This is a genomic window from Streptomyces sp. WY228 (assembly GCF_019287315.1).
Lineage (GTDB): Bacteria > Actinomycetota > Actinomycetes > Streptomycetales > Streptomycetaceae > Streptomyces > Streptomyces caviscabies.
In genome coordinates, this window is record NZ_CP079114.1 from 2,907,350 (window position 1) to 2,924,971 (window position 17,622).

Genomic DNA, 17,622 nt, shown 5'->3' on the forward strand with positions numbered 1-17,622 from the left:
GTGTTCAGATCATGTGAGGGAGATCGCATCGGCCCAGGAAGTCGGTTTGCGACCGCCATGACTGCGCAGAAGCCTTTCCTGGATACACACTCCGAGGAAAGGACCCGGCCATGGCGGCCCCCGACCCCCACCAGGCGGCCGACCCCGCAGCGGTCAAACGCCACCCCACGCTCTTCCGGGCCATCCGGAAGCGGCGGAATCCTCGGCTGCGCCGGACGGACATCACGGTCACGGACGACGCCGCGGTCAAGCGGGCCGTGAAGGCGGCCTCGCTGGGCAACGCCATGGAGTGGTTCGACTTCGGCATCTACTCCTATCTGGCCGTCACGATCGGACATGTGTTCTTCCCGTCCGGGAACGACACCACCCAGCTCCTCTCCTCCTTCGCGACCTTCGCGGTGGCCTTCCTCGTACGGCCGCTCGGCGGCATGTTCTTCGGCCCGATGGGCGACAAGGTCGGCCGCAAGAAGGTCCTCGCGCTGACGATGATCCTGATGGCGGTCGGCACGTTCGCGATCGGCCTGATCCCGTCGCACGACACGATCGGCGTCTGGGCCGCGGTCCTGCTGATCTTCTTCCGGATGCTCCAGGGCTTCTCGACGGGCGGTGAGTACGGCGGTGCGTCCACGTTCATCGCGGAGTACGCCCCCGACAAGCGGCGCGGCTTCTTCGGCAGCTTCCTGGAGTTCGGCACGCTGGCGGGGTACGTCGGCGCCGCGGGCCTCGTCACGGCCCTGTACGCCCTGCTGAACGACGCCCAGATGGAGGCCTGGGGGTGGAGGATCCCGTTCCTCGTCGCGGGCCCGCTGGGTCTGGTCGGCCTCTACCTGCGACTGCGCCTGGACGAGACGCCGGCCTTCCAGAAGCTGGAGGGCGGCACGGCGCACGCGAGCGAGGCGGCGGACGGCGTCGAGTCCACGGCCAAGGGCGACCTGGCGAAGATCTTCCGGCAGTACTGGCCGACGCTGATCCTCTGCATCTGCCTGGTCGGCGCGTACAACATCACCGACTACATGCTGCTGTCGTACATGCCGACGTACCTCTCCGACGAGCTCGGCTACAGCGAAACCCACGGTCTGCTGATCCTGCTGGCGGTGATGGTGTTCCTGATGCTGATCATCAGCCAGGTCGGCAAGCTCTCCGACCGCTTCGGCCGCAAACCGCTGCTGATGACCGGCATGCTGGGCTTCCTCGTCCTCTCCCTCCCCGCGTTCCTCCTCATCCGGGTGGACGGCATCTTCCCGATCACGGTCGGCATGCTGATGCTGGGCCTCTCCCTGGTCTGCATGCTCGGCACGATGTCGGCGGCGCTGCCGGCCCTGTTCCCGACGAACGTCCGCTACGGGTCCCTGTCGGTCGGCTACAACCTCTCCGCGTCGATCTTCGGCGGCACGACCCCGCTGGTGATCACGGCCCTGATCAGCTGGACCGGCTCCAACCTGATGCCCGCGTACTACGCGATGGCGGCGGCCCTGGTCGGCGTGATCGCGGTCGCCTGCATGAAGGAGACCGCCCAGCAGCCGCTGATCGGCTCCCCGCCGTCGGTCGAGACGGACGAGGAGGCGGCGGAACTGGTGCAGGCACAGGCACCCGAACCGAAGTTCTGACCCCGCCCCGTCCGGCGCGCACCTCGCCGGGTTCCCCCTCCGGATTTCGGACGTGACCATCCGATAAACGGTTCGTTACTCCGTACGAGGCTGCGAACGTGCGGCCGGATCGGAGGGGGCAGGGCATGGGGCCGGCTCGCTATACCCGTGAGCTGCTTGAAGAAGCAGCTCGGATGACGACGAACGCCACCGACGCGGTGCGGTGGTGCGGAAGGACACCTACGCCCGGCAGTCGGCGTTATCTGCGCCAGAAGATGGCCGAGGCGGGCATAAGCACCTCGCACTTCGCCGACACACGGGTACGCCACACAGAAGAGAGGCTGCGCGAACTGGTCGCCCGCTCAACGAGCGTGGCCGAAGTCGTGCGCAGACTGGGCATCAGTCCGGTAGGCGGCAACCAGGCACACATCGGCCGCCGCATCACCGCTCTGCGGATCGACACCTCGCACTTCACGGCAGCGCCTCCGGGCGGACGCAGGTCCAAGGGTTCGTCGGGGGATCTCCTGACGCTCCGTACGCCGTCGGACGGCAGAGTGCCCGGCGAGCGGCTCCGCAGGGAGCTCGTGCACATGGGCGTGGAGAACAAGTGCGCCGAATGCGGCAACAACGGCGAGTGGCTGGGGCAGCCTCTCCGGCTCGAAGTCGACCACGTCAACGGCGACTGGTGGGACAACCGACCGGAGAACCTGCGCCTCCTGTGCCCCAATTGCCACGCGGCGACCGACACCTACCGGGGCCGTAAGCGCAGGAGGACGGCGTGAGCGCCAAGTACCCGCGCGACCTGCTGGTGCGGAGGGCCGCGGAGGCGAGCAGTCTCGTCGATCTCCTGCGCCGCTTGAACGCGCCCCTGGGCAGCCGGACACTCCGGTACGTACACAACCGGCTCGCACACTACGGAGTCGACACGTCCCACTTCGTGGAGGAGGAGCTCCCCGCACGGGAGCGCCGCACGTTTCCGCGCGATCTCCTCGCCGAAGCAGCGGCTCACTCCCACAGCATCCGGGAGATGTTCACGTACATGGGCCTGCCGCCGAGCGACAGCCCGTACGGCTACCTTCGCGGGAGAATGGACCGGCTCGGCATCGACACCTCCCACTTCACCAGCGGGCGCAGGTACGGAACGCCCGCCACACCACGCACCGCCCTGACCGAGGCCGTCGCCGCGTCCCGCAGCCTGGCCGGCGTCCTGAGGGCCTTGGGACTGAGCAACAACGGCACTGCTCGCGCTCGCGTGAAGCGGGACATCGAAACGTACGGATTGGCCACGGTCCACTTCACCGGCCAGGGCCACAGTCGCGGAACGCGCTCCCCGAACCGCAAGTCCGCTGCGGAGATTCTCCAGCGCCTGGACACCGGAGCGTCCCGGACGAAAACGGCTCAGTTACGACGAGCTCTGGACGACATCGGCGTTCCCCATGCCTGCGCGAGATGCGGAACCGGAGACACCTGGCGGGGCAAACGGCTCGTCCTGGAGATCGACCACGTCAACGGCGACCGGATCGACAATCGCCGCGAGAACCTCCGCTACCTCTGCCCCTCGTGTCACAGCCAGACACAATCCTTCTCGAGGCCGCGCAAGCTCGCACAGTAGAGTGGTGCGCGCGGGTCCGTACCCCAGCTGGCCTAGAGGGCGCCGGTTTAGGTCCGGTGTGTCGTGGGTTCGAGTCCCACCGGGCCCACAGGTGCTGGGCGGCTGCAACCTTCGTTTCGAAGGAAGCAGCCGCCCAGCTCTGTTTGTCACCCCACCAACTCCCGCACCACCGGCACCAGCGCCCGGAACGCCTTCCCCCGGTGGCTGATCGCGTTCTTCTCCGCCGGGGTCAGCTCCGCGCAGGTGCGGGTCTCGCCCTCCGGCTGGAGGATCGGGTCGTAGCCGAAGCCTCCGGTGCCCGACGGGGTGTGGCGCAGGGTGCCGTCCAGGCGGCCCTCGACCACGCGTTCCGTGCCGTCGGGGAGGGCCAGGGCGGCGGCGCAGGCGAAGGAGGCGCCGCGGTGGGGGGTGTCGATGTCGCCGAGTTGGGCCAGGAGCAGGTTCAGGTTGGCCCTGTCGTCGCCGTGGGTGCCGGCCCAGCGGGCCGAGAAGATGCCGGGGGCGCCGCCGAGGACGTCCACGCAGAGGCCGGAGTCGTCGGCGACGGCCGGGAGGCCGGTGGCGCGGGCCAGGGCGTGGGCCTTGAGGAGCGCGTTCTCGGCGAAGGTGACGCCGGTTTCCTTGACGTCGGGGATGTCGGGGTACGCGTCCGCGCCGACGAGGTCGAGGTCGAGGCCCGCGTCGGCGAGGATGGCGTGGAGTTCGGTGATTTTCCCGGCGTTGCGGGTGGCGAGGATCAGGCGCTTCATGGGCCCATTGTCGCCGGGCCGGCGCTCCCGTCGGCCCGGGGCTGCTCGGCCTACGGCGTGCAGACCTTGCCGATCTCCGTCGCCGCGTCCGTCACGGGGGTGATGTCGGGGGTGGCGTCGCCCGCCTCGATGGACTTACGGACCTCCGTGACGCCCTTCTGGAGGTCGTCGACGGCCTGGGAGAGGTCGGCGTTGTCCGTGGTGTCGTCGAGCTTCTTCAGCTCGCGGTCGATCTCGTCCAGGGACTCGGAGGCCTGGGTGATGTCCTCGGAGGCGTTGGAGACGGCCTGCTGGAGGTTCCCGACGCTGGTGGCGATGGCGTCGGCGGTACGGACGCAGTCGAGCGCCTTGTCGAGTCCGGCGCACGGCGTGGTCCGTCAGCGGGTGGCGGGGTGGCGAGTGCGTCACGCTGGAGTGCGGCGAGGTCGACGCAGTTCGCGGCGAGGTCTGGAGGACGCCCGTGTCGGTTGTCGAGGCGCCTTGCGCGCCCGATCGACGGCCGTCGCCGGTGCAGACGACGTTCATGTCGGTCTCGGCGCGGACGTCCTCCTCGTAACAGAGGTCGAGGAGCGGGGTGCCGTCGACGATGCCGACGCTGATGGCGGCGACGGTGTCGGTGAGCGGCTTGCGGCCGGCCTTGACGATCTTCTTGCCCTGGGCCCAGGAGACGGCGTCGGCGAGGGCGACGTAGGCGCCGGTGATGGCGGCGGTACGGGTGCCGCCGTCGGCCTGGAGGACGTCGCAGTCCAGGACGATGGTGTTCTCGCCGAGGGCCTTGTAGTCGATGACGGCGCGCAGCGAGCGGCCGATCAGGCGGCTGATCTCGTGGGTGCGTCCGCCGATCTTGCCGCGGACGGCCTCGCGGTCGCCGCGGGTGTTGGTGGAGCGGGGCAGCATGGAGTATTCGGCGGTGACCCAGCCTTCGCCGCTGCCCTTGCGCCAGCGCGGGACGCCTTCGGTGACGGAGGCGGTGCAGAAGACTTTGGTGTCGCCGAAGGAGATGAGGACTGAGCCCTCGGCGTGCTTGCTCCAGCCGCGTTCGATGGTGACGGGGCGGAGCTGTTCGGGCGTGCGGCCGTCGATGCGAGACATGGGCCCGACTTTATCCGCTGGCGGGGGTGGCTCCGTTCGGGTGCGGTGGGCGGCCGTCCGGGGGAACCGTCCGCGCCGGGGCGGGATTCCGGGGCGCCGGGTGCGCGTTGCGCCGTCGGCCGTGGCCCCGTACCGGCCCGGCCCGGTACGGCGCAGGCCCCGCACCGGGTCGGGTGCGGGGCCTGCGCGGGCGCGGGGCCGGCCTGGGGTCAGCCGGTCACATCATGTCTTCGATGTCGGCGGCGATGGGGTCGGCGTCGGTGCCGATGACGACCTGGATCGCGGTGCCCATCTTGACGACGCCGTGCGCGCCGGCGGCCTTGAGGGCGGCTTCGTCGACCTTGCTGGGGTCGTGGACCTCGGTGCGGAGGCGGGTGATGCAGCCTTCGATCTCGTCGATGTTGTCGATACCGCCGAGCCCGGCGACGATCTTCTCAGCCTTGGTGGCCATGTCCTTCTCCCTGTTTCACGCGCAGACGGCCGCCCGCTGCGGGTCCGTTTCGTCACGGTAACGCACGGTTGGCCCAACTTCGCGGGCGGGTAACCGGACGATCCCGAAAGATGACGATCACCGGCGCCCTGCCTTCGGGACGGACCCCGGACCGTGACGCAACTGGTCTACACCAGTTTGCAACGCCCGCCAAACGTGAAGTGTTCCGGGAGGACGCCCATGAGTTCGAGCGCCGCTGCGGTACCGCAGCAAAAATGGTGGAACGGACCGGTCCAGGGCCTGCAGAAGGTCGGGCGGAGCCTCCAGCTCCCGGTGGCCGTCCTCCCCGCCGCCGGTCTGCTCGTCAGCCTCGGCAACCTGTTCAGCTCCTATCTGCACGGCGCGTTCTGGGACAAGACCTCCGCGGTCCTGCTCAACGGCGGCACCGCGATCCTCAACGGCGAGCTGGGCCTGCCGCTGCTGTTCTGCATCGGCGTGGCCATCGGCTTCGCGAAGAAGGCGGACGGCTCCACCGCGCTGGCGGCCGTCGTCGGCTTCCTGGTCTACCGGGGGGTGCTGACCGCCTTCCCCATGGACGGCACGGTGACCGACGAGCTGCCGGCCGGTGAGCCGCAGAACCCCGGAGTGCTGGGCGGCATCCTCATCGGACTGCTGACCGCCGTCGTCTGGCAGCGCTACCACCGCACCAAGCTGGTGGACTGGCTCGGCTTCTTCAACGGCCGCCGCCTGGTCCCGATCCTGATGGCGTTCCTCTGCGTCATCCTCGGCGTGCTGTTCGGGCTGTTGTGGCAGCCGGTGGGCGACGGGCTGACGTGGTTCTCCAAGCAGCTGATCGACCTCGGCTCATGGGGCGCGGCGATCTTCGGTTTCGCGAACCGGCTGCTGATCCCGGTCGGTATGCACCAGTTCCTGAACACGTTCTTCTGGTTCCAGGCGGGCGAGTTCACGGGAGCCAACGGCGCGACCGTCCAGGGCGACATCACCCGCTTCTTCGCCGGGGACCCGTCGGCCGGACAGTTCACCTCGGGCTTCTTCCCGATCATGATGTTCGGCCTGCCCGCCGCGGCCCTGGCCATCACCCACACCGCACGGCCCGAGCGCCGCAAGGAGGTGGGCGGGCTGATGTTCTCGGTGGCGCTGACCTCGTTCATCACCGGGGTGACCGAGCCGATCGAGTTCTCGTTCATGTTCGTCGCGCCGCTGCTGTACGGCGTGCACGCGGTGCTCACCGGGGCCTCGATGGGCATCACCTGGCTGCTGGGGGTGCATGCCGGGTTCACCTTCTCGGCCGGGTTGATCGACTACGTCGTCAACTGGCACCTCGATACGAAACCCTGGCTGATCCTCCCGATCGGCGCGTGCTTCGCGGTCGTCTACTACGTGATCTTCCGCTTCGCGATCACCAAGTTCAACCTCAAGACACCGGGGCGCGAACCCGAGGAGATCGAGAAGGAGATCGAGAGGGATCTGACGAAGTAGCAGCACACCGGGGCTTCACCCCCGGCCCCGCAAGGCCCTCGGACCGCCCGGTCCGGGGGCCTTCGGCATGTCACCGAACGTATCGCGTCTGCTACTGCGAATGAGATAGGGAATTGAAGGTTCCTTATCTAACCCTCACCGTGCTAAAACTGGTCTACACCACTGAGTGGTCCAGACCACGGCGCTCTGCCGCAGGGTCTGTCGAGTCGCCGCCTCCCCGCATCAACGACCTGGGCGGCACCGTGTCCCATGGAGGAAGTTGATGACCACGGCTGAGACCGCACCCGCGGCCGAGAAGAAGAAGGGCGCCGGCGCGATGGCCGTCATGCAGCGCATCGGCCGCAGCCTCATGCTGCCGGTCGCCGTGCTGCCGGCCGCCGCGCTCCTGGTCCGCCTCGGCAACGGCGACATGCTGGGCCGCGACTCGTTCCCGACCTTCATCACCAAGCTCGCCGGCTACATGGCCGCGGGCGGCGGCGCGATCCTCGACAACATGGCGCTGCTCTTCGCCGTCGGTATCGCCATCGGCTTCGCGAAGAAGTCGGACGGCTCCACCGCGCTGGCCGCCGTCACCGGCTACCTGGTCTTCCAGAAGGTGCTCGCCACCTTCACCGACAGCAACCTGCCCCAGGTCGCGAGCGTCGTCGACGGCAAGATCGTGATGAACGACGCGCCCGTCAACGCCGGTGTCCTCGGCGGTGTCGTGATGGGCATAGTCGTCGCCCTGATCTACCAGAAGTTCTACCGGACGAAGCTGCCCGACTGGGCGGGCTTCTTCAGCGGCCGCCGTCTGGTCCCGATCCTCTCCGCCTTCGCGGGTCTCGTCATCGGTATCGTCTTCGGTCTGATCTGGCCGGTCCTCGGCGCCGGTCTGCACAACTTCGGTGAGTGGCTCGTCGGCTCCGGCGCCGTCGGCGCGGGCATCTTCGGTGTCGCCAACCGTGCGCTGATCCCGGTCGGCATGCACCACCTGCTGAACTCCTTCCCGTGGTTCCAGGCGGGCGAGTACGACGGCGCCCACGGTGACATCGCGCGCTTCCTGGCCGGTGACCCCGACGCCGGACAGTTCATGACCGGCTTCTTCCCGATCATGATGTTCGCCCTCCCGGCGGCCTGCCTCGCGATCGTCCACTGCGCCCGCCCCGAGCGCCGCAAGGTCGTCGGCGGCATGATGTTCTCCCTCGCGCTGACCTCGTTCGTCACCGGTGTGACCGAGCCGATCGAGTTCACGTTCATGTTCATCGCCCCGGTGCTGTACGCGATCCACGCGGTGCTGACCGGTGTGTCGATGGCCCTGACCTGGGCGCTCGGCATGAAGGACGGCTTCGGCTTCTCCGCCGGTCTGGTCGACTTCCTGCTGAACCTCGGCATCGCGTCGAAGCCGTGGCTGCTGGTCCTGGTCGGCCTCTGCTTCGCGGTGGTCTACTACGTGGTCTTCCGCTTCGCGATCATCAAGTTCAACCTCCCGACCCCGGGCCGGGAGTCGGACGAGGAGCTCGCCGAGCTGCAGAAGGCCGAGGCGAAGTAGCCTCCGCCGCTTCCCCGTACGTCCCTACGCCGAAGCCCCCGCCGCCCGAGATGTTCTCCGGGTGGCGGGGGCTTCGGTGTGTCTTTCGTACGGGCGCGTCACCCTTGGCGTACGGGCACGTCCAGCCGGTAGATCTGGCGGGAGCCGCCCTCCGGGCCGGGCTCGGTGGGCTCGGCGGGCGCGAAGCCGAGCCTCTCGTAGAAGACCCGGGCCCCGCTCGCCACCGCCCCCGGGTGGTCGGGCCCGAAGGTGACCACCTCGACGGTGCCGGGCCCGCTCACGTACCGGCGCATCGCCTCCGCCATCAGCAGGCGGCCCACGCCCGTGCCCCGGCAGCGCTCGGCGGTGACGAGCCAGTGCACGTGGTACGCGGGCGGCTCGGCGCCGAACAGCAGACCGCCGGCCGGGCCGGGCGGGCCGGCGGGGTCCGTGGACTCGGCGAGCAGGGCCGCTCCGTCACGGATGTGGGCGTTCACCGCCCGGTGGAAGCCCGGCTCCCCGACCATCGGCCCGAACCAGTGCTCGACCTGGGACGCCAGGGTCAGGAAGCCGTCGAGATCGCCCACCCGGGCGGGTCTGATCGTGATCATCCCGGGAGTCTCGCAGAGCGGGCCGCGGTGCGGCGGCCGGCGCTCAGATCTCGTACACCGCGCCCGGTACCGCCAGCTCCACCGGGCCCGGGTAGACCGCACGGGCGTCGGCGACGTTGCGGTCGGCGTCGGTCCACGGCGGGATGTGGGTGAGGACGAGCCGGCGCACTCCGGCGCGGGCCGCCGCCTCGCCGGCCTCTCGGCCGTTGAGGTGCAGGTCGGGGATGTCCTCCTTGCCGTCGACGAACGACGCCTCGCAGAGGAACAGGTCCGCGTCGGTGGCCAGGTCCTCCAGCGCGTCGCAGGTCCCCGTGTCGCCGGAGTAGACGAGGGAGGAACCGCCGTGCTCGACCCGGATGCCGAAGGTGTCGACGGGATGGCAGACCTTCTCCGTACGGACCGAGAAGGGGCCGATCTCGAAGGACCCCGACTTGAGGGTGTGGAAGTCGAAGACCTCGCTCATCGCCCGGTCGGACGGGGTGTCGCCATGGGCGGCGGTCAGGCGCTGCTCGGTGCCCTCGGGGCCGTAGACCGGGATGGGGACGGGGCGGGCGCCGTCGTGCCGGTAGTAGCGCACGACGAAGTACGCGCACATGTCGATGCAGTGGTCGGCGTGCAGATGGCTGAGGAAGATCGCGTCGAGGTCGTAGAGACCGACGTGGCGCTGCAACTCGCCGAGGGCGCCGTTGCCCATGTCGAGGAGCAGCCGGAAGCCGTCGGCCTCTACGAGGTAGCTCGAGCATGCCGAACCCGTGGACGGGAACGAGCCGGAGCAGCCGACGACGGTGAGCTTCATGGAGCGTGAACCTCCGAGACGTGGGAACGGGGAGGGTTCGTGCGATGCCGCCGGAGCTTCGTACGGTTCCTGCGGTTCCTGCCGGACGGGTTTTGCGGTTTGTCGAGCGTAAGGCGCGAAACTCCACGTCGCTCCTCCGCTGCCCGCCGTTGTGGGGGAACTCACCTGCTCTGTCACCGGTTCGATGGAAGCGCGCCCACGGGTACGGTCGGTGAATGGACACGTTCTGGTGGGTGGCGCTGGCCGCCGTGGTTCTGCTCGCGCTCGTCGCCGCGGTGGTGGACGGGCGGGGGCGCTCGGACCGCGGGCCCCGTTCGCGGCGGCCCCGGCAGCCGGTGGGGTCGGCCCGGCCGCCGTCCCGGCCTTCGCGGCCGTCCCGGCCTTCGGGTCCGGACGCGCGTGGGGGCGGGCGCGAGGAGGGGCGGACGCCGCGGGCCGGTGAGGTGTGGTGGGCCGACGTGCCGTACGAGGACGGGCCCGGGTCGAAGGACCGGCCGTGTCTGGTGATCTCGGTACGGGGGCGGGGCCGGGGGCGCACGGCGCTGGTCGCGAAGATCACCAGCAAGCATCACGAGGAGCGGCCCGGGGTGATCGCGCTGCCCGCCGGGACGGTCGGGGACCGGCAGGGGCGGCAGAGCTTTCTGGAGACGGACGAGCTGCGCGAGGTCCGGCTCGCCGGGTTCCGGCGGCGGGTGGGGGCGGTGGATCCGTCGTTGTGGGAGCGCGTGCGGAAGCTGGGGGCGGGGTGAGGGGCGGGGCGTTTCCGGGGCGCTGCCCCGGGCCCCGCTCCTCAATCGCCGGAGGGGCTTGAAAAGGCGTCCTCAAGCGCCGGACGGGCTGGGTTGCGCGGGCGGGCCGGAGGGTGTGCCCGGCCGGGCTTGAAAGGTGTCCTCAAGCGCCGGACGGGCTGGGTTTGCGCGGGCGAGCTGGAAGGTGTGCCCGGCCGGGCTGAGAGGTGCGTCCGGACGGGCTGAAAGCGGGCGGGCTCTACGCCCAGAGTTGGCCCTGGAGGGTTTCGATCGCGGCTTCTGTCGTCTCCGCCGTGTAGACGCCCGTCGACAGGTACTTCCAGCCGCCGTCCGCCACCACGAAGACGATGTCGGCGCTCTCCCCCGCCTTGACCGCCTTCTTCCCCACGCCGATCGCCGCGTGGAGGGCGGCGCCGGTGGAGACGCCCGCGAAGATGCCCTCCTGCTGGAGGAGTTCGCGGGTGCGGGTGACCGCGTCAGCCGAGCCGACCGAGAAGCGGGTGGTGAGGACCGAGGCGTCGTAGAGCTCGGGGACGAAGCCCTCGTCGAGGTTGCGGAGGCCGTAGACCAGGTCGTCGTAGCGCGGTTCGGCGGCGACGATCTGGATGCCGGGGCGGTTCTCGCGGAGGTAGCGGCCGACGCCCATGAGGGTGCCGGTGGTGCCGAGGCCCGCGACGAAGTGCGTGATGGACGGGAGGTCGGTGAGGATCTCGGGTCCGGTGGTGGCGTAGTGCGCGCCCGCGTTGTCCGGGTTGCCGTACTGGTAGAGCATCACCCAGTCCGGGTGCTCGGCCGACAGTTCCTTCGCGACGCGGACCGCCGTGTTGGAGCCGCCCGCGGCCGGGGAGGAGATGATCTCGGCTCCCCACATGGCGAGCAGGTCGCGCCGCTCCTGGGAGGTGTTCTCCGGCATGACGCAGACGATGCGGTAGCCCTTGAGCTTGGCCGCCATGGCGAGCGAGATGCCGGTGTTGCCGCTGGTGGGCTCCAGGATGGTGCAGCCGGGGGTGAGCCGGCCGTCCTTCTCGGCCTGTTCGACCATGTGGAGCGCCGGGCGGTCCTTGATCGAGCCGGTGGGGTTGCGGTCCTCCAGCTTGGCCCAGATGCGGACGTCCTCGGACGGGGACAGCCGCGGGAGGCGGACGAGGGGAGTGTTCCCCACGGCCGCCAGCGGGGAGTCGTACCGCATCAGCGCATGCCGCCGGCGACGGCCGGAAGGATCGTGACGTTGTCGCCGTCGCTGAGCTTGGTGGAGATGCCGTCGAGGAAGCGGACGTCCTCGTCGTTGAGGTAGACGTTCACGAAGCGGCGGAGCTGTTCGCCGTCGACAATGCGCTCACGGATGCCGGTGTGGCGGCTCTCCAGGTCGGCGAAGAGGTCGGCGAGGGTGTCCCCGTTGCCTTCGACGGCCTTCGCGCCGTCGGTGTAGGTGCGGAGGATGGTCGGGATGCGGACCTCGATGGCCATGGCGTGGGCTCCTGTCGAAAGCGGAGTGGTGGCGTGGGGCGCGCGTTTCTGCCCCCGCGCAGGGGGTGGTGCGTGTGGGTGGGCGCGCGGACCGCGGCTCAGGCCGGGCGGCTCACGGGCAGGCTGCGGTGGGACAGATCGCGCTCGCGAGCCTGCACAGGTCGACGTGCAGCCGCGCGACGAGCAGCGTGCCCGGCGTCTTGTTGCTCACGTCATGGGGAACCATGCGGGCATCGTATCGATTCCCTGTGCGGAAACCCGAGTGCCGTCCCGCATGGTGGATGGTCAGCGACCGCTATGTGGACTTCTGCCGCGCGGCGCGGCCCTCCGGGAGGTAGACGACCGTGGGTGCGCCGGTCTTCGGGTGGGTGCTGACCTCGGCGGTCACGCCGTACACCTCGCTCAGCAGCTCGGCCGTGAGGACCTTCTCCGGGGTGCCGGACGCGACGACGCGGCCGTCCTGGAGGACGTAGATCCGGTCGCAGTAGTACGCGGCGAGGTTGAGGTCGTGCAGGGCGAGGAGGTTGGTGGTGCCGAGGTCGCGGACCAGGGAGAGGATCTCCAGCTGGTAGCGGATGTCCAGGTGGTTGGTCGGTTCGTCCAGGACGACGAGCGAGGGCTGCTGGACCAGGGCGCGGGCGACCAGGGCGCGCTGGCGTTCGCCGCCGGAGAGGGAGGCGAACGTACGGGGTTCGAGGGCGGCGATGCCGACCCGGTCGAGGGCCTCGGTGACGAGGGCGGTGTCGGCGGCGGTGTCGGCCTCCCAGAACCGTTTGTGCGGGGCGCGGCCCATCGCGACGACCTGGCCGACGGTGAGCTCGAATCCGGCGTGGCCGTCCTGCGGGACGGTGGCGATGCGCTGGGCGCGGGCCTTCACCGGGAGGGTGGCGAGGTCGTCGCCGTCGAGCAGGACCCGGCCGTGGGTGGGGCGCAGGGTGCCGTAGACGCAGCGCAGGAGGGTGGTCTTGCCGCTGCCGTTGGGGCCGACGAGGCCGACGGTCTCGCCGTCGGCGGCGGTGAGGTCGACGGCGTCGACGAGATGGCGGCCCTCGCCGGTCCCGTACGAGAGGCCTTCGGTGCGCAGGGTGGTCACGGGTGGGCTCCCTCAGCCGTGCGAACGGTCGTCGTGCGGGCGCTCCGGGCGGCGAAGGGCCTCATGCCGGTGCTCCGGGCGGGAACTGGCCTCATGCGGGCGCTCCTTCCGGCCTGCGGCGCAGCATCCAGAGGAAGAACGGGCCGCCGGTCAGGGCGGTGAGCACGCCGACCGGGATGTCCTGCGGGGCGGCGAGCGTCCGGGCGGCCAGGTCGGCGAGGACCAGGAACGCCGCTCCGCCGAGGGCGACCACGGGCAGCAGTGCGCGGTGGGCCGCTCCGACGACCATGCGGGCCATGTGCGGGACCATCAGGCCGACGAAGCCGATGGCCCCGCTGTACGCGACGAGCACGCCGGTCATCAGGGAGGCGAGGACGAAGACGGCGGCCCGGAAGCGGGCGGTGTCGAGGCCGAGGACGGTGGCGCCCTCCTCCCCCACCAGGAGCAGGTCGAGCGGCCGGGCCAGGGTGAGGAGGACGGCGGTGCCGGCGACCAGGGTGATCGCGGGCAGCGCGAGCATGTCCCAGCGGGCCGCGCCGAGGCCGCCGAGGGTCCAGTAGAGGACTTCCTGGAGGTGGTCGGCGCGGGCCGAGGTGACCAGGATCAGGCTGGTCAGGGCGGACAGGACGTAGGAGACGGCGACCCCGGCGAGGACGAGCCGGTTGGTGGTGAGGCCGCCCCCGCCGCGCGCCAGGGTGTAGACGAGCAGCAGCGAGAGCAGCGCTCCGGCGAAGGCGGCGGCGGGGATCGTGACGGTGGTGGCGAGGGTGGCGCCGATGCCGAGGACGATCACCAGGACCGCGCCGGTGGAGGCTCCGGAGGAGACGCCGAGGAGGAACGGGTCGGCGAGCTGGTTGCGTACGAGGGCCTGGAGGACGGTGCCGATGACGGCGAGTCCGGCGCCGACGACGATGCCGAGCAGCACCCGGGGCAGCCGCACGTCCAGGACGATCGTGCGGAACGGGCTCGCCTCCGCCCGCCCGGTCAGGATGTCGAGGACCTGGCCGGGCGGGATGCGGACGGAGCCGAGGGCGAGGGCGGCGAGCACGGCGGCGGCCAGGAGCGCGGCGAGGACGCCGAGCACCAGGACGTAACCGAGCGGCCGCCGCGGTGCGGAGGCGCGGCAGCTCACGGGGTGGTGGCCGCCTTGACCGCCTCCGGGTGGAGCTGGGCCGCGAGCTTGTCGACGGCGGCGGGGACGCGGACGCCGAGGACCGCGTCGGAAAGCGGCATGACGGCGAAGCGCTTGTTCTTGATGGCGGGGACGTCGGCGAGGGCCGGGTCGGTCAGGAGGCGCTTCTTCTTCTGTTCGACGGTGGTGGAGCCGTAGTCGTAGATCACGATGGCTTCGGGCTTGCGGGCGACGACGTTCTCCCAGGAGGCGTCGCCGAAGGCCTTGTCGAGGTCGGCGAAGACGTTGGCGCCGCCGGCCCGCTCGATCAGCTCGTTGCCGATGCCCTTGCCGCCCGCGGTGAACGCGGTCTTGTCGCCGCTGTCGTAGACGAAGACGGGGAGCGGCTTCAGGTCCGCCAGCTTCTTCGCGGTGGCGGCGTTGTCGGCCTTGGCCTGCTTGATCCAGGCCTCGGCGCGGTCCGGGACGCCGAAGGTGCGGCCGACCTCGCGGATCTCCTCGTAGAGGGTCTCCATCGGGGTGCCGGTCTTGGCGCAGCTCTCGGTGTTGAGCCGGGTCTCGATGCCGGACTTCTTCAGCGCCTCGCGGCCGCGCCCGTCGCCTGCCGCGAACGCGCTGGCGTAGCCGCCGTAGACGAAGTCGGGGTCGGCGGCGAGGACCTGCTCGTAGGAGGGGTACTCCTTGGCGAGGACCGGGACGGCGGCGTAGTCCTTCGCGTACTTCGGCAGGACCTGGTCGTCGAGGTAGGCGGTGCCGACGAGGGAGCTCTTCAGGCCCAGTTCCAGCATGATCTCGGTGACATGCTGGTTCATGGTGACCACGCGCTTCGGCGGGGCCTGGTACGTGGTGGTGACACCGCAGTTCTTGACGGTGTACGGGAAGCCGTCGCTCGTGGCCGCGGCCTCGGGCTCGGCGCGCTCCGAGGCGGAGCAGGCGGTGAGGGCGAGCGGGAGCAGCACGGCGGCGGCTATGAGCGCGGGGGTGCGCCGGGACATGGCGGGGCCTCTCCGGGGGATTTCCGCGTCCCCTGGTCGATGCGAGAAGGCGGCGGGCCAGTTCCTGGCTTCCGGGCCGCCCTCCGGCACGGAGTCGGAGTCCGTACGGGAGGGGGCCCGGTCACAGTGGCGGGACCGTGCCGGATTCGCACCGGCTTCCTGGATCCTGCTGCCTTGTGGTCGGGTCTGGGGTGCAGTGTGCCAGACCCGCGCGGCGGGTCCGTGAGCTGCCCGGGTGCTCAGTACGCCTCGACGACCTGCACGTCTTCCTCGGTGATCTCGCCGTCCACGATGCGGTACGAGCGGAACTGGAAGGGGCCGGAGCCGTCGGTGTCGGCGGTGGAGACGAGGACGTAGTGGGCGCCGGGCTCGTTGGCGTAGGTCACGTCGGTGCGGGAGGGGTAGGCCTCGGTCGCCGTGTGCGAGTGGTAGACGATCACGGGCTCCTCGTCGCGGTCGTCCATCTCGCGGTAGAGCTTGAGGAGGTCGGCCGAGTCGAACTCGTAGAACGTGGGCGAGCGGGCGGCGTTCAGCATCGGGATGAAGCGCTCGGGCCGGTCCGTCCCGGCCGGGCCCGCGACCACTCCGCACGCCTCGTCGGGGTGGTCGGCCCGGGAGTGGGCGACGATCTGGTCGTAGAGCGTCTGGGTGATGGTCAGCATGGCGCCAGGATATGCAGGCGGGCCCCCCGTACCGGTGGGTGGTACGCGGGGGCCCGCATGCTGGACGCCGTCGGCCTTTGGGGAGGCCGGGGGCGGTCCGGGAGGAAGGGGGCGGTGTGGGGCCCGCCGCCCGGGTCAGTGGGTGCCGGAGGTGGCCTTCCCGGTCTTCTCCGGGGTGCGCGACTGGAGCACCCGGTAGGAGACGAAGAGGATGAGCGCCCACAGCGGTGCGCAGTAGAGCGAGATCCTGGCGTCCTTGTCGATCGCCATCATCACGATGACCATGCCGATGAAGGCGAGCGCGAACCAGCTGGTGTACGGCGCGCCGGGGGCCCTGAACGAGGACTGCGGCAGCATGCCCGCGTCGGCCATGCGGCGGTAGCGGATCTGGCTGATCAGGATCATGATCCAGGCCCACATGCCGGAGATGGTCGCGAAGGAGACGACGTAGTTGAACGCCTCGCCCGGCCACTGGTAGTTGATCCACACGCCGACGAGCATCAGGGCGGCGGAGAACGTGGTGCCCACCAGCGGCAGGCCGTTCTTCGTCAGCTTGGTGAAGGCGCGGGGGCCCTGGCCGTTGAGGGCGAGGTCGCGGAGCATGCGGCCGGTGGAGTACATGCCGGAGTTGCAGGAGGAGAGCGCCGCGGTGAGGACGACGAAGTTGACGATGGCGGCGCCGATGCCGAGGCCCATCTCCTCGAAGGCCTTCACGAACGGCGAGACGCCGGGCTTGAAGGTGGACCAGGGCACGACCGACAGGATCATGATGAGCGCGCCGACGTAGAAGACGGCGATGCGCCACGGCACGGTGTTGATGGCCTTGGGCAGCACGGTCTTGGGGTCCTTGGACTCCCCGGCGGTGACGCCGACGAGTTCCACGGCGAGGAAGGCGAACATGACGATCTGGAGCGTCATGAGCGTGCCGGTGATGCCGTTCGGGAAGAAGCCGCCGTCGTTCCAGAGATTGGAGACGGTCGCGGTGTCGCCGGCGTCGGAGAATCCGACGGTGAGGACGCCCGCGCAGATCAGGATCATGCCGATGATGGCGGTGACCTTGACCATGGAGAACCAGAACTCCAGCTCACCGAAGAGCTTCACGGAGATCAGGTTCGCGCCGTACAGAATGACGGTGAACACCAGGGCGGACAGCCACTGCGGAATGTTCCACCAGTACGTCATGTAGGTGGCCGCGGCGGTGACTTCGGTGATTCCGGTGACGACCCAGAAGAGCCAGTACGTCCAGCCGGTCACGAATCCGAAGAACGGGCCGATGAATTCCCGGGCGTACTCCGAGAAGGAGCCGGAGACGGGGCGGTACATGAGGAGTTCGCCCAGTGCCCGCATGATGAAGAAGATGACCAGGCCCGCGATCACGTAGGCCAGGATGAGGCTGGGCCCGGCCCGGTCGATGGCCTTGCCCGCGCCGAGGAAGAGCCCGGTGCCGATGGCTCCGCCGATGGCGATCATCTGAATCTGACGAGCTCCCAGACCGCGCTGGTATCCCTCGCCACCGGTTCCGGCGTCCCCGGCGTCGCCGCCGGGCCGACCCTTGTCGACCTGTCCCTCGTCGACCTGCGCCGATGTCATGGTGGTGCGCCTTTCTCCACGCCGATCCGCGCCGTAAAAGGCTGCGGATCA

General features: G+C 70.0%; 18 protein-coding genes, 1 tRNA gene, 2 pseudogenes and 1 riboswitch. Of the genes and pseudogenes, 7 read left to right on the forward strand and 14 right to left on the reverse strand.

The window, feature by feature from the left end; genetic code table 11:
• Positions 1-110 precede the first annotated feature (110 nt).
• The 4 genes from proP to KV381_RS12595 all read left to right on the forward strand — a co-directional run bounded on the left by proP (position 111) and on the right by KV381_RS12595 (position 3,286).
• Positions 111-1,607, forward strand: coding sequence for a glycine betaine/L-proline transporter ProP (gene proP / locus KV381_RS12580; RefSeq protein ID WP_030087653.1), 1,497 nt, complete (start codon positions 111-113; stop codon positions 1,605-1,607).
• A 125-nt stretch (positions 1,608-1,732) separates the two neighbouring features.
• The gene (locus KV381_RS12585) at positions 1,733-2,368 is read left to right on the forward strand and encodes an HNH endonuclease (protein ID WP_086778205.1); all 636 of its coding nucleotides are present in this window, start codon (positions 1,733-1,735) and stop codon (positions 2,366-2,368) included.
• A complete protein-coding gene (locus tag KV381_RS12590; protein ID WP_218785230.1) occupies positions 2,365-3,198 on the forward strand; it encodes an HNH endonuclease in 834 nt (277 codons plus the stop codon). The genes KV381_RS12585 and KV381_RS12590 overlap by 4 nt, the downstream gene beginning before the upstream one ends.
• Positions 3,199-3,210: 12 nt before the next feature.
• A tRNA-Leu gene (locus KV381_RS12595) sits at positions 3,211-3,286 on the forward strand.
• A 58-nt stretch (positions 3,287-3,344) separates the two neighbouring features.
• Here KV381_RS12595 and rdgB read toward each other — a convergent pair.
• The 4 genes and pseudogenes from rdgB to KV381_RS12615 all read right to left on the reverse strand — a co-directional run bounded on the left by rdgB (position 3,345) and on the right by KV381_RS12615 (position 5,490).
• Positions 3,345-3,947 carry an RdgB/HAM1 family non-canonical purine NTP pyrophosphatase gene (gene rdgB, locus KV381_RS12600; protein WP_218785231.1) on the reverse strand — a complete coding sequence of 201 codons (603 nt, stop codon included), beginning with the start codon at positions 3,945-3,947 and terminating at the stop codon, positions 3,345-3,347.
• Positions 3,948-3,997: 50 nt separating this feature from the next.
• Positions 3,998-4,312: pseudogene (locus tag KV381_RS12605) on the reverse strand (hypothetical protein); the annotation flags it as partial.
• 29 nt (positions 4,313-4,341) lie between these two features.
• A pseudogene (gene rph / locus KV381_RS12610) lies at positions 4,342-5,039 on the reverse strand (ribonuclease PH); the annotation flags it as partial.
• A gap of 217 nt (positions 5,040-5,256) precedes the next feature.
• Complete coding sequence (locus KV381_RS12615; protein ID WP_010062050.1) at positions 5,257-5,490, reverse strand: glucose PTS transporter subunit EIIB; 234 nt, start codon at positions 5,488-5,490, stop codon at positions 5,257-5,259.
• Between the two features lie 219 nt (positions 5,491-5,709).
• Between KV381_RS12615 and KV381_RS12620 the strand changes: the two genes are divergently transcribed.
• A complete protein-coding gene (locus KV381_RS12620; protein ID WP_030087641.1) occupies positions 5,710-6,969 on the forward strand; it encodes a PTS transporter subunit EIIC in 1,260 nt (419 codons plus the stop codon).
• Between the two features lie 262 nt (positions 6,970-7,231).
• Positions 7,232-8,497, forward strand: a complete 1,266-nt coding sequence (locus KV381_RS12625; RefSeq protein WP_030087639.1) for a PTS transporter subunit EIIC — start codon at positions 7,232-7,234, stop codon at positions 8,495-8,497.
• Between the two features lie 98 nt (positions 8,498-8,595).
• Here KV381_RS12625 and KV381_RS12630 read toward each other — a convergent pair whose 3' ends face one another.
• Together KV381_RS12630 and KV381_RS12635 are read right to left on the reverse strand one after the other, a co-directional pair.
• On the reverse strand, positions 8,596-9,087 hold the full coding sequence (locus KV381_RS12630) for a GNAT family N-acetyltransferase (RefSeq protein WP_193463305.1): 492 nt from the start codon (positions 9,085-9,087) through the stop codon (positions 8,596-8,598).
• A 43-nt stretch (positions 9,088-9,130) separates the two neighbouring features.
• Positions 9,131-9,883 carry an MBL fold metallo-hydrolase gene (locus tag KV381_RS12635; RefSeq protein WP_030087635.1) on the reverse strand — a complete coding sequence of 251 codons (753 nt, stop codon included), beginning with the start codon at positions 9,881-9,883 and terminating at the stop codon, positions 9,131-9,133.
• 215 nt (positions 9,884-10,098) lie between these two features.
• On the opposite strand from KV381_RS12635, the gene KV381_RS12640 reads away from it, so the two are divergent.
• Positions 10,099-10,632 (forward strand): type II toxin-antitoxin system PemK/MazF family toxin, encoded by a 534-nt coding sequence (locus KV381_RS12640; protein ID WP_030087633.1) that lies wholly within the window; start codon positions 10,099-10,101, stop codon positions 10,630-10,632.
• 238 nt (positions 10,633-10,870) lie between these two features.
• Here KV381_RS12640 and KV381_RS12645 read toward each other — a convergent pair whose 3' ends face one another.
• The 8 genes from KV381_RS12645 to KV381_RS12675 form a co-directional block, all read right to left on the reverse strand.
• Positions 10,871-11,821: a PLP-dependent cysteine synthase family protein gene (locus KV381_RS12645; protein WP_030087631.1), complete on the reverse strand. Its 951-nt coding sequence runs from the start codon at positions 11,819-11,821 to the stop codon at positions 10,871-10,873.
• Positions 11,821-12,099: a MoaD/ThiS family protein gene (locus KV381_RS12650; RefSeq protein ID WP_006124874.1), complete on the reverse strand. Its 279-nt coding sequence runs from the start codon at positions 12,097-12,099 to the stop codon at positions 11,821-11,823. The genes KV381_RS12645 and KV381_RS12650 overlap by 1 nt, the downstream gene beginning before the upstream one ends.
• A 112-nt stretch (positions 12,100-12,211) precedes the next feature.
• The gene (locus tag KV381_RS37070; protein WP_319099102.1) at positions 12,212-12,325 is read right to left on the reverse strand and encodes a putative leader peptide; all 114 of its coding nucleotides are present in this window, start codon (positions 12,323-12,325) and stop codon (positions 12,212-12,214) included.
• Positions 12,326-12,394: 69 nt separating this feature from the next.
• Positions 12,395-13,192, reverse strand: coding sequence for an ABC transporter ATP-binding protein (locus KV381_RS12655; protein WP_193463306.1), 798 nt, complete (start codon positions 13,190-13,192; stop codon positions 12,395-12,397).
• A gap of 91 nt (positions 13,193-13,283) precedes the next feature.
• Entirely contained in the window at positions 13,284-14,324 is a 1,041-nt protein-coding gene (locus tag KV381_RS12660; RefSeq protein ID WP_086779820.1) for an iron ABC transporter permease, read from the reverse strand.
• Entirely contained in the window at positions 14,321-15,319 is a 999-nt protein-coding gene (locus KV381_RS12665; RefSeq protein ID WP_030087624.1) for an ABC transporter substrate-binding protein, read from the reverse strand. The genes KV381_RS12660 and KV381_RS12665 overlap by 4 nt, the downstream gene beginning before the upstream one ends.
• Before the next feature lie 58 nt (positions 15,320-15,377).
• Positions 15,378-15,481, reverse strand: a riboswitch (cobalamin riboswitch).
• Positions 15,482-15,558: 77 nt separating this feature from the next.
• Entirely contained in the window at positions 15,559-15,981 is a 423-nt protein-coding gene (locus tag KV381_RS12670) for a Mov34/MPN/PAD-1 family protein (RefSeq protein ID WP_030087623.1), read from the reverse strand.
• Positions 15,982-16,116: 135 nt separating this feature from the next.
• A complete protein-coding gene (locus tag KV381_RS12675) occupies positions 16,117-17,571 on the reverse strand; it encodes an amino acid permease (protein ID WP_193463307.1) in 1,455 nt (484 codons plus the stop codon).
• Positions 17,572-17,622: the final 51 nt, after the last annotated feature.